The sequence below is a fragment of the Vibrio sp. 10N.261.51.A4 genome (assembly GCF_041471945.1).
Classification (GTDB): domain Bacteria; phylum Pseudomonadota; class Gammaproteobacteria; order Enterobacterales; family Vibrionaceae; genus Vibrio; species Vibrio crassostreae_C.
Genome location: NZ_JBFRPJ010000067.1, coordinates 1 through 16,479 on the forward strand (window position 1 = coordinate 1; position 16,479 = coordinate 16,479).

At 43.9% G+C, this 16,479-nt stretch carries 18 protein-coding genes; 7 read left to right on the forward strand and 11 right to left on the reverse strand.

The window, feature by feature from the left end; all coding sequences use genetic code 11:
• Nucleotides 1-42: 42 nt before the first annotated feature.
• Nucleotides 43-567, forward strand: coding sequence for a type II secretion system protein (locus AB4384_RS14700; protein WP_372129725.1), 525 nt, complete (start codon nucleotides 43-45; stop codon nucleotides 565-567).
• 11 nt (nucleotides 568-578) lie between these two features.
• Here the strand turns inward: AB4384_RS14700 and AB4384_RS14705 are convergent, their stop codons facing one another.
• Entirely contained in the window at nucleotides 579-1,034 is a 456-nt protein-coding gene (locus tag AB4384_RS14705) for an Lrp/AsnC family transcriptional regulator (RefSeq protein WP_017059083.1), read from the reverse strand.
• Between the two features lie 142 nt (nucleotides 1,035-1,176).
• Here AB4384_RS14705 and AB4384_RS14710 point away from each other — a divergent pair, with 142 nt between their 5' ends.
• Nucleotides 1,177-2,988: a PLP-dependent transferase gene (locus tag AB4384_RS14710; protein WP_372129726.1), complete on the forward strand. Its 1,812-nt coding sequence runs from the start codon at nucleotides 1,177-1,179 to the stop codon at nucleotides 2,986-2,988.
• 151 nt (nucleotides 2,989-3,139) lie between these two features.
• Here the strand turns inward: AB4384_RS14710 and AB4384_RS14715 are convergent, their stop codons facing one another.
• Both AB4384_RS14715 and accD read right to left on the reverse strand, forming a co-directional pair.
• Entirely contained in the window at nucleotides 3,140-3,382 is a 243-nt protein-coding gene (locus AB4384_RS14715) for a hypothetical protein (RefSeq protein WP_048611711.1), read from the reverse strand.
• A 234-nt stretch (nucleotides 3,383-3,616) separates the two neighbouring features.
• Nucleotides 3,617-4,483: an acetyl-CoA carboxylase, carboxyltransferase subunit beta gene (accD, locus tag AB4384_RS14720; protein ID WP_372073984.1), complete on the reverse strand. Its 867-nt coding sequence runs from the start codon at nucleotides 4,481-4,483 to the stop codon at nucleotides 3,617-3,619.
• Between the two features lie 137 nt (nucleotides 4,484-4,620).
• On the opposite strand from accD, the gene AB4384_RS14725 reads away from it, so the two are divergent.
• The 3 genes from AB4384_RS14725 (at nucleotide 4,621) to AB4384_RS14735 (ending at nucleotide 7,875) form a co-directional block, all read left to right on the forward strand.
• Nucleotides 4,621-5,517 (forward strand): LysR family transcriptional regulator, encoded by an 897-nt coding sequence (locus AB4384_RS14725; RefSeq protein ID WP_372129761.1) that lies wholly within the window; start codon nucleotides 4,621-4,623, stop codon nucleotides 5,515-5,517.
• A gap of 273 nt (nucleotides 5,518-5,790) precedes the next feature.
• The gene (locus AB4384_RS14730; RefSeq protein ID WP_102333221.1) at nucleotides 5,791-6,840 is read left to right on the forward strand and encodes an HlyD family secretion protein; all 1,050 of its coding nucleotides are present in this window, start codon (nucleotides 5,791-5,793) and stop codon (nucleotides 6,838-6,840) included.
• A 12-nt stretch (nucleotides 6,841-6,852) separates the two neighbouring features.
• Nucleotides 6,853-7,875 carry a DUF2955 domain-containing protein gene (locus tag AB4384_RS14735; protein ID WP_372129727.1) on the forward strand — a complete coding sequence of 341 codons (1,023 nt, stop codon included), beginning with the start codon at nucleotides 6,853-6,855 and terminating at the stop codon, nucleotides 7,873-7,875.
• Here the strand turns inward: AB4384_RS14735 and AB4384_RS14740 are convergent.
• Nucleotides 7,872-8,756 (reverse strand): LysR family transcriptional regulator, encoded by an 885-nt coding sequence (locus tag AB4384_RS14740; RefSeq protein WP_017059087.1) that lies wholly within the window; start codon nucleotides 8,754-8,756, stop codon nucleotides 7,872-7,874. The genes AB4384_RS14735 and AB4384_RS14740 overlap by 4 nt on opposite strands.
• A gap of 164 nt (nucleotides 8,757-8,920) precedes the next feature.
• Between AB4384_RS14740 and AB4384_RS14745 the strand changes: the two genes are divergently transcribed.
• Complete coding sequence (locus AB4384_RS14745) at nucleotides 8,921-9,421, forward strand: nuclear transport factor 2 family protein (RefSeq protein WP_372129728.1); 501 nt, start codon at nucleotides 8,921-8,923, stop codon at nucleotides 9,419-9,421.
• Nucleotides 9,422-9,618: 197 nt separating this feature from the next.
• Nucleotides 9,619-10,365 (forward strand): nuclear transport factor 2 family protein, encoded by a 747-nt coding sequence (locus AB4384_RS14750; protein WP_372129729.1) that lies wholly within the window; start codon nucleotides 9,619-9,621, stop codon nucleotides 10,363-10,365.
• Between the two features lie 156 nt (nucleotides 10,366-10,521).
• Here the strand turns inward: AB4384_RS14750 and AB4384_RS14755 are convergent, their stop codons facing one another.
• The 7 genes from AB4384_RS14755 to AB4384_RS14785 all read right to left on the reverse strand — a co-directional run bounded on the left by AB4384_RS14755 (nucleotide 10,522) and on the right by AB4384_RS14785 (nucleotide 16,426).
• A complete protein-coding gene (locus AB4384_RS14755; RefSeq protein ID WP_372129730.1) occupies nucleotides 10,522-11,664 on the reverse strand; it encodes a diguanylate cyclase in 1,143 nt (380 codons plus the stop codon).
• A 185-nt stretch (nucleotides 11,665-11,849) separates the two neighbouring features.
• A complete protein-coding gene (locus AB4384_RS14760) occupies nucleotides 11,850-12,227 on the reverse strand; it encodes a hypothetical protein (RefSeq protein ID WP_372129731.1) in 378 nt (125 codons plus the stop codon).
• A gap of 249 nt (nucleotides 12,228-12,476) precedes the next feature.
• On the reverse strand, nucleotides 12,477-13,646 hold the full coding sequence (locus AB4384_RS14765) for an MFS transporter (RefSeq protein WP_372129732.1): 1,170 nt from the start codon (nucleotides 13,644-13,646) through the stop codon (nucleotides 12,477-12,479).
• Between the two features lie 128 nt (nucleotides 13,647-13,774).
• Entirely contained in the window at nucleotides 13,775-14,683 is a 909-nt protein-coding gene (locus AB4384_RS14770) for a LysR substrate-binding domain-containing protein (RefSeq protein WP_372129733.1), read from the reverse strand.
• Nucleotides 14,684-14,883: 200 nt separating this feature from the next.
• On the reverse strand, nucleotides 14,884-15,063 hold the full coding sequence (locus AB4384_RS14775; protein ID WP_017059095.1) for a hypothetical protein: 180 nt from the start codon (nucleotides 15,061-15,063) through the stop codon (nucleotides 14,884-14,886).
• A 63-nt stretch (nucleotides 15,064-15,126) separates the two neighbouring features.
• Complete coding sequence (locus AB4384_RS14780; RefSeq protein ID WP_029235480.1) at nucleotides 15,127-15,852, reverse strand: metallophosphoesterase; 726 nt, start codon at nucleotides 15,850-15,852, stop codon at nucleotides 15,127-15,129.
• Nucleotides 15,853-15,931: 79 nt separating this feature from the next.
• Nucleotides 15,932-16,426: a YcxB family protein gene (locus AB4384_RS14785; RefSeq protein WP_065676948.1), complete on the reverse strand. Its 495-nt coding sequence runs from the start codon at nucleotides 16,424-16,426 to the stop codon at nucleotides 15,932-15,934.
• Nucleotides 16,427-16,479: the final 53 nt, after the last annotated feature.

Consider the following 16,479-nt stretch of genomic DNA (forward strand, 5'->3'; position numbering starts at 1 on the left):
CCGCGATGAACCTTTTTTATCTACAACCAGTTCGGGAACCGTATGTCCCGTGTCGACGAGGCAAAATTTCTAATCGGCCAACTGAATACTGTTTTGGATGCCGCTGAGCAATATTCTCGTGATAATGGCTCTCTGCCTCCTATTGCTTCCGATACCGATACGAACTTCGGCTACTTAAACATCAATCACTTAATTGCAAATCCGGGCTTATCCACATGGAAAGGGCCGTACCTACCTTATGAAGATACATGGATAGGTGGCGATCAGTACATCGACCACCCAGATTACATAGCAACGCAATTACTGCTTAAGGAAAAGGATAGTCTTTGGATAAGAGGAAGCTCCGAGACAGGTTGCGAATCGTCATCAACCACTTGCTCTGTTGCAGCTTGTATCTGGTTGGTACCAACAAAAGTCGCACAAGAAATTAATCAGATTGTGGACGGCAGTTCGAGTATAGAAAGCTCAGATGCGACAGGAAAAATACGTTACGACAAAGCTTTTGGTGGCGCTCTTATCTGTATGATTGGAGATGATTATCCAATGCCTTCAGCACAGACAAATTAAGTCGTTTCTAATTACCTCACTGGCAACTTGGTCTTAGTTTTTACCTGACCGAAGGCGAAGCTGGATTCAATAGAAGCAATATTAGGCAGGCGAGTTAGTTGTTTACGGATGAACTGCTCGTAGCTTTTTAGCGATTCACTGACTACATGCAATAGGTAGTCGTGATTGCCCGTCATCAGAAAACACTCTAACACCTCGTCAATCACTTCAATGTGCTGCTCAAAGTCTCGCATGTTCTCTTCTGTCGGCTTTTCAAGTTTCACCAACACAAACACATTGACTGGCAGGCCACACGCTTCTTGGTCGACACTGGCGTGGTAACCACGAATTATCCCTTGTTTCTCTAATGCTCGAACTCGGCGTAAGCAAGGAGAGGGCGACAGTGCTACTCGATCGGCTAACTCTTGATTAGACAGCCGAGCGTTGTTTTGCAGTTCAGCCAGTATTTTCTTGTCGATCTCGTCCATTGGCATAATCCATCAATATTGAATTTAGTTTGGCAATATTATTGCTCAAAGTGTATGTCTTACTTCGCAAATAGCAATTTTTAACATCTGCCCAAAACTAAAATTAAAGAAGGAACAACAAGCATGGAATGACTTAGGAATTATGAATACTTCAACTCAACTTAGCCCGCTGCGTAAAACCACCAAACACGAACAAGCAGAAGCTCTTGCCGTTGAGCAAGCAAAGCATTTTGGTATCGATCCAAACAGTGATTACGGCGTCACGCTTATCGAACTGGCGACGACGCTGTACAAAGCCAATACCAAGACTCACGACCTTTGGGCATTGACCGTTGATGGACTTTCAGAACTCGACAAGAGTGACCGAATCGCCTGGTTTAACGCCAAACGTTTCCTGTCATTCCAGATCGCTAAGATCCTCGATAACCTGCAAAACCCGATGCGTGCCACTTACCAATCCATTGCCACCAATAATGGCAACTTTGCGTCTAAAGGCGCGTATCCTATCTTCGATAATGTGGCGGCTATCTTCTCGGCAAGCCCGGTTATTACGCGCACTGCGACCTATTTATTTGCCTGTACAGAATGGATTGAAGATGCGTTCAACGGTAAAGAACCGCTGCACGATATTTATTCTCGACTGCTTAACCCAACATCGATTTCACTGGCTAATCATATGGTTGATATTGAGGCAGGCTCTAGAGCCAACGAATACCTCGCATGGAACTTTAACTCGGGGATGGCGGCTATTGATGGGTTGTTGAGCCATTTACTCGGGCATGAAGACATTGTCTTGGCCTCACGCAACATCTATGGCGGTTCCTATCAGTTGTTGGAAGATTGGTTTGGCAAGCCGTCTAACCTGAATGTCGCGGTAGAGTGGGCCGATGGTTACTCAGGTGATGAGTTTGCGGCTCGTCTTGATGAGGTTGCCGATAAATACGCGGATCGCCTGGCCGCAGGTAAGAAGATTTACGTTTACCTAGAGTCACCGTGTAACCCGCATGGATACGTTTTAGATGTTGCTAGCATCAGTAAAGCTGGTCACGTTTGTGGTTGGGATGTGATTGTCGACTCTACAGTGGGTACACCATTACTGCATCCAGTACTAAAACGTGATGATGTGATGGAAAGACCAGATTATGTGATTCACTCCTACACCAAAGAACTGGCGGGTTCTGGCACCACAACCGCTGGGGTTGTGATTGGTCGTAATGAGACTATGTTTGTGCCAAAAGGAGATGAGGTGATTTTCACCAAACCCAATGGCGATGAGGTCACCATTCCATGGAACGAAACGCTGTTTTGGAATGTGTACTACATTAAGGGCGCATTCCTAGACGCAGACAAAGCGTTTGAAGTGCTCAATGGTATGAAAACGTATGAGATGCGAGTGGTGCAAAAAACGATTAATACACTGACTCTCGCGAAGATCTTTGATGCTCACCCTGACATCAACGTATCGTGTCCTGCTTTGCCAGACAGTGACAACTATGAACACTGCCAGAACAACATGTACTTGGGTTTGCCAGCGGCGCTTTTCACAATCGATATGGAAGGTAACGGCGATCGTGCGCCAATCAATCGAGATGGATTCAAACAGTTCTTCGACATGCTTGAGCCAGCAATCGGCATGCAAGTGAGCTTAGGGCAAACCAACACCGTGGCGCTGTGCCCAGCCCTGACTACGCATTCAGAACTCAGTGATGAAGCGCTTAATGAAACAGGCATCAAACCGACCACAATGCGTATCTCTATTGGCTTGGAAGATCCGAGAATGTTCATCGCTCATATTGTCGAGGCCGCTAAATTGTCTATCGACCGCAACCACGTAGATTTCTCATCCAGCTTCCCGAGTAGTGACAATATCGATGAAATCTATATGCAAACTTATATGGATGTACACCAGAGGTTTGTGAAGAGCTTGCCGAAGTTCAGTCAGCTGAGCCAGTAACTTAGGTCGGTAACTTAGCTCAGTAAGAAAAGTTAACAAGATTAGTCAGTTAAAAGGCCGTCAATAAAAAAGCACCCTGCTGACTCAGTAGTCGGTAGGGTGCTTTCTTGATATAGAACCTAGTGACCATATTGGTTTACCAAGTCACTTACTATTTTGGCTGGTGGCCTGTCTTTTTCGCAAGCTCTTGCATAGCCTCGGCAAACGTAGTTGTTCCGCCTTTCGCTTTAACCTGAACCACCTTATATCCTTGGCTTTCCAGCGCTTGGCGCTCTTCTAAAACGGCTTTGTCATCTGGCTGACTGCCTTGCACAGGCTGATGAATGTAACACCCTTCTAATTGACCATCTTCGACCAGTTGGTGATGTTTCAGTGCATTGATATCAAAATTCATAGTAAGTCTTTTCGCTTTAAATGGAGAGTCTCTGCGGCAAAGGCCGCGAGTCTTTATAATTTTATGGTTTGTACAATAGGCATTTTAACCATAAGAAGCTAGTTCAAATTCAGTAATCTAATGGAATGTAACTGGGTACGGGTATGTTCAGCGATAAAGAATGTTCTCCCCCTCGCTCGTTAATCTAAAGAGATCGTTGTTGGTCATTTGAGGGGGAGCTAGAGGGGGAGGTTTTTAATGATCAACTTGAATCTGAGTGTTGGTCATCATTGCGATTAGCTTGGCCACTCGGGCGCGCATCTCACGTCTATCAACAATCATGTCTAAAGCACCATGCTCGAGTAGGAACTCACTCTGCTGAAAATCGTCAGGTAATTTTTCACGTACTGTTTGTTCTATCACCCTGCGACCGGCAAAACCAATTCGCGCTTTAGGTTCACCTATATTGATGTCACCGAGCATAGCTATACTTGCCGAGACTCCACCAAAGGTTTGGTCGGTTAACACGGATATATAAGGGAGCTTTGCATCGGATAGTCGCTTTAACGCAGCACTGGTTTTGGCCATCTGCATTAATGCCATTAGCGATTCTTGCATGCGAGCTCCACCACAAGCCGAAAAACAGACTAATCCACAATTAGCCTCAATGGCTGAGTTAACCGCGTCAACAAAGCGAGCCCCAACAACGCTACTCATTGAACCTGCCATAAAAGAAAATTCGAAAGCACACGCCACTACCGGAAGTCCCAAAAGTTCTCCTTTTGCAGCGACTAGGGCATCTTTTTCGCCCGTGCTTTTTTGAGCAAGTGCGATACGTTCTTTGTAGCGTTTCTGATCCTTAAAATTGAGTAAGTCTTGTGGTTCATGTTGGCTACCAATTTCAGTCATCACTCCTTTATCCAAGAAGCTGTCTAAACGACAGCGTGCTGTCATCCTCATGTGATGATCACACTTTGGGCAGACCTCCAGGTTTTCTCTAAGGGCTAATCGGTATAAGACTTGATCACACGCAGAGCACTTGGTCCATACCCCTTCAGGAATAGAAGCTTTACGGGTACTTATTATATTCTTCTTATCTAATAGCTTTTCTAACCAACTCATTGGAAACCTTATCCAGTTCACTTTAATGATGAGCATTGTATAAGCCTGTTTTTGGTAATAAAGTGCTTAAAATTGGCTTTATAATCCTATTTGGTGGGATTGTTGGTGTCGGCGGATTATTGATATGGATGAGGTTAATGGGAATGCTTGAGAAGATTGACCAACAATGGCTAAAAAGTTTTCACTGTGTTTATGAGAACAATAGCTTTAAAAGAGCGGCGGATTTTTTGTGTTTACCGACCTCAAATGTAAGTCGTCACATTGCTTTATTAGAAGAGCGGTTAGATGCTCGATTGTTCGATAGAACGACGCGCCGTATAGCCCCGACAGAAGCAGGCGAGCATCTTTATTTACGTACTCAGCCTTTATTGGACAAGCTTAACGAAGCGCTTACGGAGGTAACGCAGCACTCACGTCATGTGGTGGGGCAGCTCAATGTTCTAATGCCTGATTCACAGGAACTCGCTCAAGCCGTTGTTTCATTCTGCACCAAATACCCATCTATTTCATTGTGTTGCGATACAAGCATCAGCCCTAAAGAGGACTTGCTCGATGGATTTGACGTTATTCTGAGTTTTCATCGAGGGAAACTTGAGGATAACAATTGGATAGCGAAAGAGATTAAACGTTGGTCTAGCGTTGTTGTGGCTTCCCCCAAACTTCTTCGCACATCTTCCAAGCCTTTTAAGATTACGGATTTGAAACATGTACCGTGTATTAATAGCTTTACCGCACTAAACGGAACGCCATGGGTATTTAAGAACGAAACAAGTGAGGTGATTACTCAAAGAGTAAAATCTGCGTTTAAAGTGAATAGTGGACAACTTGCTAAAGCTGGCGCATTGGTTGGTTTGGGCTTTGCGATACTTCCTAAAGAACTCTGTCGTCACGAGATCGAGACAGGCGAACTAGAGATCATAGAACTTGAATATCAACCTGAAGATTTAGTTCTATACGCTTTTTATGCATCAAGAAAGCACATAGCGAAAAAGGTTCCGGCTTTCATTGAGCACTTACAGGATCAAGGGAAGTAACTTGGGTTTGTGTGTGAGGTTCCACTGTTAAACTCCTCTTAAGCTCACCTTGATTCAGTCTTCTAACGTTTCAATACACCCTTATCTGACCTTTTCGCTCAACCATCGAGCGAAATCGGTACAAATCATAAACCTTTCCAAATGTGGAATCCACACTTCTTTTATTGGCTCTATTTTCCAATTGTGAATGGTTATAACCTAGTTTTCGTAGAAAAGAGGATTGAATAAGCCGTGAGCGCGGCGCTTTATAACGAATGAAAACTAGGCACAAACATGAACGAAAATTTTTATAGATACGCAATTTACACTGTTTTTTCAGCGGCAGCATTGTTCTCCGCTTTTTTAGTCACCTCAGATAATGTTTCCCCTTTCACCACTCAAGCGACTTTGTATCGTAACGTGGCGACCATTGCGCCAGAAGTGTCCGGCGTAATTACCGACGTCATGGTTAGTAATGGCGAGTTGGTTGAAAAAGGTCAGCCATTATTTGCTATCGATGCCAGTAGCTACCAATTGAAAGTGGCACAAGCGCAAGCCGAACTGCATCAAGCGCGTGATTCTGACTCAGCGAAATGGCAGCAATTAGCAGCAGCGAAACAAACACAAAGCCAACGAGAATTCGAATATCACAACGCGAAACAGAAACTCGCACGTAACCAAAAACTGCGTAACAAAGGGCTTGCGACTGAACAAGATCTTGATGATGCAATCACCAATACACAAGTTGCGAGTAGTGCGGTTGAAGCTGCGAACGCGGAAGTGAAACGCATTGAGGTTGAGTTATCGACCCAAGACCGCACAGCGGCCATTGAATTAGCAGAAGCAAAACTTGCCAGTGCGGAACTGGATTTAGGCCACACTCAAGTCGTCGCGCAAACGGAAGGTGTCGTGACCAACTTACAATTGCAATCGGGCAGTTATATCACTCAAGGCACTTCATCATTGCTGCTGGTGGACGAAGCTCATGCGTGGATCAGTGCAGACTTCAATGAGAAAGGCATTGATAAGCTTACTAATGGCCGCGAAGTTTTGGTCTCTTTTGATGCGCTACCGGGCAAAGTCTTTACGGGTGAAGTGAGTAGCCAAGAGCGTGCGATTTACGACACCAATAATGCCAATGGCAAGCTGTCTAGCGTGACTAATGATACGCGTTGGATCCGTGAGCAACAGAAAGTACGTACCCGCATTACAGTTAACGAACTGGGTCCTTCGATGATCTCAGGTTCACGAGCGAGTGTGATTGTTGAAAGCGGTAACCCAATAATGCACGTTATTGGCTCGGCTTGGATTCACTTGGTTTCAACATTTCGCTACATCTATTAGTAGGAGATGACTATGTGGACATTCGAAAACACCGCACAGGGTCATTCTCAACGTAATGAAGCGCTGCGTGTCGCACTTACTGTGACGATTTGTATGGTGTTGGGAAAGCTACTAAACCTAGACTCTCCCGTTTATCTGGCGTTGTATCCAACCATCATCATGACCAAGAATAAAGATTACTCTTGGCTTGGTCTGATCCGTACCTTGGCACCCACTTTATTGGCAGCAAGTACAGCGTTGGTGGTGACTGAGGTATTTTCACAGCATCCGTTTGTGGTGTGGACCATCAGCCTGTTCTTCTTCGACTTTATGCGTCGTCGAGCCACTACGCCAGCGAAGAAAGGTAAAATGTTGATGCCAACCTTCAACTGGATTTTGATTGTGGTGTTTGCTCAGCATACCACCATGGATATGCCGATGCGTATTCATGAAATTTTGGTATCCATGTTGATTACCATGGTAGTAGCAAAAACCATGGTGGCTCTGTTCCCTGTTGAGCAAGGAAACAAGCCTCCTGTATTTAAAGAACAGCCTGTCACATTTGAGAACAGAGCAATTTCACTCGCGTTGATTGGTCTTGGTTTGGCATTCTTGATGATTGTCGACATCATCTCTGCAACGTTCTGCATGGTGCCAGTGATTGCTGCTGCAACCCAAACCACACACAAAAGCTTTATCGACGTGGTTGACCGCCGTTTTCAAACTCAAGTAGGCGGCTGTGCAGTAGCCGCGGTGTTCACCTTGTTGATGGCAGGGCATCAGTCTACATTCGGTTACTACACCATAGTGTTGGGTTTATTTGCCTTTATGATCACCGCATCAATGGCCAAAGCGAAAGGTTCAGCCAGAGACGTTCATGCCGATGCGTTATTAGCGACCATGCTGCCGATTCAGTTGTACATGACCAGTAGTAATTTGGGGTTGGAAAGTACCTTCCTACGCGCTTGGGAGCTGACTGTGACTTTGTTTGTGCTGTGGGCTTTGTGTCATTTTGTTCGTAAGCCTAATGGTGAAGAGCCGGCACTCGTTCTCTAATAATCAAATCCGGCCAACCGATTATGGTCTGATTTGATTGCGCCTTTCATAAAATTAAAAAATGCTTTTACTTTGGCTGAATCTTCTAAATCTTTATGAGTCATCATCCATAGGTCTGTATTTTGGTGCATCACTTCCATATCTACTCTTTGCAGAGTTCCCTTACTGTTACCTAAAAAGCAGGGTAAGTAGGCTAACCCCATCTGATTTTCAGCCGCGATGATCAGGGGCTCAAAAGAGTCGGCTTTCATGACAATTTTGTCTTCCGAAATCAGTTCAGAAACCTGTAGCGAAGCACTGCCTCTATGCATCATTAACCAAGATGCAGACTTTAAGGGGTGCTTACTCTTAAGGCCATTTATATATTCTGGCGATCCGTAAACACCAAAGGCAATTTTACTTAACTTGGTCCCAACTAAATGGGCTGGCAACTCATTTGCCGGGCGAATCGCGATATCTGCATCTAGGTGTGAAATATCCAATTGACGAGATGTGAGGCTGAGTTCTAACTGAATTTTTGGATAAAGCCGATGAAAAGCAGCCAAATGAGTACCCAGAATGAGGCGAGATAACGCATCGGTCGTCGTTATTCTTAGCGTACCTTCTAGCTTCAATTCCTGTCCAAAAACCTTGTGCTCCAATTCTCTTACTGTGGATTCGATAGCGAGAGCTGACTCCAGAAGCTTTTGCCCTTCAACCGTTAGTTTGTATCCGGTAGGAAGTTTATGGAAAATTCGTAATTTGTGACGATACTCAAAGGTGTCAATACGACGTAAAACGGTGCTGTGGTTTACACCAAGTGCTCTTGCCGCGGCCGACAGGGATCCTTCATTCGCCACTGTTAGAACATATTGCAGGTCATCCCATCTTATGTTGTGCATTTGCGCATATCCAACGTGTTCAATTAGTGAGTTTACCAAAAATTTAGCACAGCTATAGTTATCTCAACAAGGCAACAAACAGAACTGAAGTTCAAAGCATGCACTGATGGCACTTTTAATCTCCCACGCATTGAGCTTCAAAATTGACAATCAGGAGAAAGAAAATGTTAAAGAAAAATCTACTTATCGGTCTAGCGAGTCTTCTGGCTTTCTTTCAATTCACTCCAGCCCTTGCAGATGAAACAAAAGCAGTCGATTCAGCAAAGACACTAGAAACGGCTCAAGCATTCTTATGGGCGGCAGGCTCAGGTGATATGGCAAAACTCGAGTCATTAATGGCCGATGATTTTGTCTGGCACAACGAAGGTGACGCCGACATCCCTTGGATCGGTAACTGGGAGTCAAAAGAAAAAGTGCTCAACACTTTCTTTCCTCTATTTGGCGCAGGTTTGAAAGTCACAAGCTGGTCAACAGACTATAGTTTTGTAAACGGAGACCAAGCAGTATTCATGGGCAGCATGAGTGCCATTGCGAATGAATCTGGTGTAGACACGGGTAAATTCAGCTGGGCGGTTCGAGTTCAGGTTGAAGATAGCAAAGTGAAGAGTTGGAACTGGTTTGAGGATAGCTACGCAGTATCTAAAGCTTATCACGCCAAACAGTAACCACAGTGACCAATTAGGTTGTAAAGGCTCGATATGCTGTAGACGTATATCGAGCTTAACTTGGTTTTGAATAGCGACGCGAAGAGCCTATTCAACAATCCGACAGTTAAAAGGACACCTGAGACAATCTAATTCTGAGTTTCAGTGTACGAGCCAAATAACGTACTTTGGCACTATTAAGTTTGGAGAAACTATCTATGAGCAATAAGCTAGCGAATGCGACTAATCTGTATATGGAAGGTATCCGAGATGGTCATGCATTAGAGGCGGTAACGAAGTACACCGGTCAACGTTATACTCAACATAGCACTGGGGTTCGCAACGGTATTGATGGTTTTGTTGAGTTCTTCGAACCGTTCTTAAAACGCTGCCCTGTTAGAGACATAAAGATCATACGTTCAATCGTCGATGGCCAATTCGTGTTTGTTCAAGCATTCCAAGATATTAATAATGGCGAATATAAGTGGGTGACTACGGATCTATTCGATACCGATAATGACGATAAAATTATTGAACATTGGGATGTGATTTCTGCCTTCGAAGATCAACCGACGGAAGGGGAAGGTCGACTGCAAGGGCCAATCAATCATACTGACTTAGATAAAACAGAGGAGAATAAGAACCTTATCCGTGATTTTTTATGTGATGTCATGGTACTAGGGCAGAAAGACAAGCTATCAAAGTATCTCCAGCACGAAGAGCTAGCCGTTTATCAAGCCTCAGATGTGAGCCCTTTAGATAGCTATATTGGTGGCTATGACCAAGTGTTCAAGATTGTCGGTCAAGGTAACTTCGTAGCAGCTTACAGCCGAGTTATTGATAATGGTCTCGAGGTTGCGCGTTTTGATCTATTCCGAGTTGAGGGAGGTCAAATTAAAGAGATATGGGTAAATCAAGAGCCCGTGCCACCAAAAGCAGAATGGGTAAATGGCGGGAAGTTCTAGAGTCGCTTTAAGGGAGTTACGCCAATAATGCTATCGCTAAAACAAACCGAAAAAGCGCATCCTTGCTAACCTTACTGGTTGTGTGTGTTTAACTTCTTGAATCTTAGCCAACATGTTTTGTGATGGAAGAATATTTACACTGTTTTACAACTCGCCTTAACGCTCAACAATGCAATCGCGCCCTTGAGATTTTGCGTCGTAGAGGGCGTTATCCGCTCTTTTAATTAATGAATTCCAGTCATCGTTTATGAGGGCTTGAGTCACTCCAATGCTGACAGTATACGTGCCAGAAGAGAGCTCTTGATTGGAGTTGTGTTTTGCGTGGTTTCTTATTCTTTCAGCTATCTGCATTGCTTGAACTTTATTCGCTCTAGGTAACATGACAACAAACTCTTCTCCACCATAGCGAAAACAGAAATCGCTTGTGCGGCATGTATCTTCAAGAATTTGACCAAAGTGCTTAATCACATCATCTCCCTTGTCATGACCATAGGTATCATTAATTTTTTTGAAGTGATCTAGGTCGGCAATCAGTACAGAAATGTCACTCTCTCGGCCTGGTTGAACAAGCTTGGGTATCAGTTCTGCTAGGCCTCTACGGTTATAAAGGCCGGTTTGTTCATCAGTGATCGATGAACGATAGGTCTGCTTCAACAAACGATCAGTTAAGATCCAAAACACTGAAAATGCGAGGCTAACAATTGTGATTGTCATGATAACGAAAGACAATTTATGAATATCTGATATCAGGTAATAGTTCGAGTTCGTTCCTTTGGTATGAGCAAGTACGCCCCGAATTGCCATATAGAGAATGTTGATGAACAGGGTCAGGTTCAACAGGCACTTTGCTTCTCTGTTATCGTGCTTTTCCCCTGAATTGTTTGCACAGAGGGCTAAGATACAGATTGTCACAACGAGAATACTTCGAGCCTCGATCCTAGAAGTAACAGAAGGCGCAATTATGGCGCTATAAAGGAAGAAGCTAATGCCAAGGGAGCTAATGATGATTGATATTACGAGAAAAGATCGACTTGCTCCTCGTAACACGGTTATGCCGACGAGTAGTAAACCAAAAGCCGTTGCGTATGCACCATTGGAAAGAAAAACAATGGATTCTGAAGATTGAGTAACGCCGAACGAAAGCGGGGTAACACTGGCTCCTAACAGCAAAGCAGCATAAGCAATATAATTTATCCCTAACGTGGTGCCTGCGAGTATATATTTATGCGTTAACAACATAGCGCTCGCAACCGTGGCTGCTAACAAAGAGGTATATATAGCTAAGGTGTGAACATCCATGAAATCACCAACAACGTAAAAAATGAACTCCTCAATTCAGTATTGCGCAATTTGTATTATGAATGTTTAGTAGTTAATCATTATTAAACCATATGCTGATGCAGATCAATTTATGCTCAGGTGTGTTTGTAAGTGTCGGCAAGGTACGAGTTATTCCAGACCCCAACTTTGGCTTTGTTATACCTTTATTTTAAATTCTCTAAGCCTGATGTATCGACGCCTTTTAAGGTGTCTTTTGCTACTTCACCTAAATCCGTCGTTGTAGATTTTTGAGGATAACCAGCAGCGGCACCTTTACCGATCGCTGTTGCTTCTGCTTGTAGTTTTTTCCCCTCAGATTCACCCGCGATCCAGCCTTGTTTGTAGTCACTGTCTGATTCAAAACGCTTTCCATCTTTTATATAGTTTTCGAAGCTATTGCCGCTTTCTTGCATGCCGCTATGCCTACCGTCATGAAAACCTTGTATGTAAGAGGTGTTGTGACCACTCTCAATCAAAGCACTATCACTTGTTCCGCATCCGGACAAAAGAAAAACCAATAAGATTAAAAACAGTTTATTCATACTCAAAGCCTCGGAACTCAGTCGTCTAAATGATAAGAATAGACCAAGATCATCTCGCAAAGGCATAACAGCGCTCTAGGCGGGAAAGCTTGTTTGAGAATCATGATATTCAAAACTTGAGAGAGTAGAGTTACTACTGCCTTATTAGATCTAGAACGATAGCAAATCACTGGGTGGTAATTTGCTATCAATTACAGAGTGAATATCCGTTGTGCATATTGGTAAGTTCAAGAATTAAGACGAGGTGACTTATTGCTTATTTGAACGGTTAACGATAAAACTCAATATCACGACTGCAATACTAAAGCCCACAACACCAATCCAACCCGCACGTTCAAATACCTGAATTCCCACAAATGAACCAAACGCACCACCGAGATAGTAGCCAAGCATATAGATTCCGTTGATACGACTTTGAGCTTGTGGGTCAATTGAGAATACGCGTACTTGGTTCGATACTTGAGCGCTAAATACCCCAAGGTCGATGAGAATGATACCGACGATCAATCCAGCCAATGTGTCAGCGAAAAGCCCCGATATAATAAAACCAGCAGTAATAATAACTAACGCCATACTGATCATGTTTCGAGAGCCAAACTTGCTCACCAGTGACCCTGAAACTTTTGCTCCAATGACTCCAGCAAGAGCAATAACACCAAACATTCCTGCCTGTTGTGCATTGTAGTTAAACGGAGATTCACTGACATGCAGAGCTAACGTCGCCCACAGCGCATTGAACGAAGCAAACCAAAGCGCGCCAGTTAAAGAGGAAGTACGCAATGTCGCATGCTGCTTGATTAACGTGGCCATGCTCGCAACCAGTTTAAGGTAAGGTATTTTAGTTGTCGGCGTGTTCGTCGGTAAAAAGGCATACAGCAACACACCAAAGACCATCGCAATAATTGCTGACATCATAAATACCGCGCGCCACCCAAACTGCTCACCGATGAACCCACTGAGTGTACGCGAAAGTAAGATGCCCACAGTTAGGCCTGTCATTAATGTGCCAATGACTTTTCCTTTCGTTTCTGGAGTACTTAGTGACGCTGCAAATGGAATCAGCTGCTGAGTGATGTTGGCACTCAAACCAATCGCAAAACACGCAACAACCAGAGCCACTAAGCTAGATGCAGTAAACGCGACAAAAGATGACAACACCAACATGACAGACAAGATCGCTATTAGGCGTCTGCGGGGTAACGTGTCTCCTAAGGGCGATAAGAATAGCAATGCCACGGCATAACCAATTTGACCGGCAGCTGGCACTGCGCCTAGCTGTTCGCTTGTTAACCCTAGCTCTGCGCCGATCTTAGGTAAGATGGGTTGGTTATAATAAAGGTTTGCAGCAGTTGCCGAGACTGCGCTCGACATCAGTAATAAACGTCCTGTGCTCAACACTTCTGTAGTCAATTTTGACATGGTGACACCTTAACTTTGGTTCATCGTTTTAATGAATGATTTCGATGAGCTAAGTCTAAGGTTAGCGATTGAATAACAAAAATAACCATTTGATTTAAATTCTATGCGAATCTGGTATAGATAACTTTCTAAGCCATGTTTTGTTGAATCGCCTCAATTTCACTCTGTACGACAGCAACAAAGACACTGGCTGTAGGGAATAGAGTATGCGAATGGTGTGTCATCACTAATGGCATTTGTACGTCCACAGATTCAAGATTAACAAATACACATCCCTCACTGCGTAAATCACGAATTGCATGCGGTGCGATAGATACACCTAAGCCAGAAGAGACTTGGGTTAACACGGTTTGCATGTTGTTGGGTTGTTTTTTTATATTTGGAGAGAATCCAGATAGGTCACATTGAGTAATGATGGAGTCAAATAATCCTACCGCTTGTTCACGTTCAAATAAGATGAAAGGGTCTTGCTGCAGTTGTTTCATTTGAATGGTGGAGTATTTAGCCAACTCGTGGGTGACGGGCAAAACAGCAACAAGCTTATCTGTATAAATCGTCACCGAGGTGTAATCATCAACAAGCAGGTTCGGCAGTGGGCGAGAGAAGCTAATATCGATCTCTCGTTTGTCCAGAGCTTCGATCTGTTCAGAAGCCGTCATCTCAACAAGATCAACATCAATATTGGGGTTTTCAGCAATATACTGTCGAACTAAACGAGGCAAAAAGCTCAGAGTTGCGCCTCCAAGATAACCAATAGTTAAACTACCAATACAACCAGAAGAAGCTCGAATCGCGGACTGTTTTGCTTGTTCCGTTTGTTCGATGAGTCTAATCGCATCTTTAAGTAAGTGCTGCCCTGCGGCGCTAATGACGACTTCGCGAGATGTACGGAAAAATAGGCTCACTCCAAGTTCGTGTTCAAGGCTTGTGATATGGCGGCTAATGGCAGGTTGAACGGTATTTAACTCTTTTGCAGCTTTTGAAAAACTGCAATGTGTCGCGACAGCCACAAAGCTTTTTAGTACTTTGATTTCCATATAGCCTCAATATAAACCTAGGTGATAAAAAAGCGCTAACTTGCGCCTATATTGCTTTTATTATCAATCACAAAGACCTTGCTAGCAAACCTTAGGGTAATAACGTTTGCAAGGCTCTGGTCACTTGTGAGAGTGGGGCGATAATCCTACGTATTCAGCTTTCAAGCTTTCTGTTTTCTAGATAATTCTTTTTCAAACTTTTAGTTTTCGAGCTCTTCGTTTTCGAGATTGCGCCGAACTAAATCGTGCATTTGTTTTACAGTCATCAGTGCTAACCAGGTAATTTCTTCTACTGAACGTTGACCCGTTGTGGAAGTTGGGTTGTGGGCTTCAATCACAGATTGATAAATTGAATCGCCGCAAGCCTCTTCTATTGGCATAGCTCTATATAGTTTGGTTTATTTGAAAGCTAATCTATGAGGTTTAAGACAGTAAGATAGGGTTCAAAAATAGACAGCTTGGTAGTTGATGGAATCAGTACAGAACGAGATTCGACTTAATCCTATCTTCTCGCTGCGATTGTATTCATTGATCGAGTGGTCAAAGCCATAGGCTGTCGACGGGGCCATATATTGAGTTATGCCTTGCTGTGTCGCTGTTATTTCATCATGGCCATGACCGCAGAACACGTCACGAACGCGATATTTTCGAAGCACTTTCATCACATCAGTATCGTTCTCTAGGCGGATCGCTTTCATCCAATCTGCACCGACTGGAATGACAGGGTGGTGAACAACCACGATAGGATCATTGGCCTTTCTCAATTGTTGTTTTAGCTGAGCCATGCCGCGGTTATCAATACGCCCTGAACCAAGTGGGTGGCGGCTGTCTAGCGGCTTGAAGCTTGAGTCTAGGAACACAAACTCTCGTTCACCGATGGTGGCTTTGTCGGTGACATAAATCGTCGAGCCTTTTAGCTCTGTGCGCATTAAGCGAGAGTCATCATGATTACCCGCAATCACGTAAATGGATTGGTCGCTAATGTGTTGCCTAATGAATGCCTCTAATCGAACGTAGTCGCCAGACTTTGGGTTACAACAAATATCACCAGTCAGAAAGATGGTCTTGCATGCCGTATCTTTGTTGACGTATTCCAGTGCTCTGCGCAGGTTCTCATAGCTGGATTCATCGGAAAGGTGGCAATCACTGATTTGGTACACGGTATTCATTGTTATTGTCCGGTAATTCGATACGTAGAATTAAAAGTGATAGAAAAATGCCTGCTAAATCAGCAGGCATTTATTGGTGTTATTTCGCTTTTGATGCGGCGTGGTGTTCAATCATGAAGGCAATGGCTTCATTGCTTAAACAAGATTTACTCACATATTGGCGCTGTTTACCGATATGCAGGATAAAACCAAGATCGGTCTGCTCAAGTTGGTCGATGTCACTCCACGCGATGGTGTTGGTCGCTTTGTGGTTTTTGTAACTCACTCCGTTAGCATCACCTTGAAAGACAATTTTGCTGCCTGCGCCTGAGCTGATTTTTTGTCGCCATAACCACCAGGTTCTTTTGCAGTACACACTGAATGCTTCAATCACACTCAAAACAATAAAGAACCAGCCAACATAGCCGTTAGGTAATAGTTCAAACTCCAGCAGAACCACACCAAAAATAAGAAACAGTATTCCTTTTAAGTAGGCTTTTGGAAATTGAGTCGGAAGGCTAGTTTGATCATAACACTCCGCGAAAAACGTCTTGTCGAGTTTGTATTCTGTAGTGAAACCGGGTTCTTTAGACATGTGAGGCTACTTTATGGTTCTCTGTGAATGGGCTGTCAGTGGGCAGGTGTCCC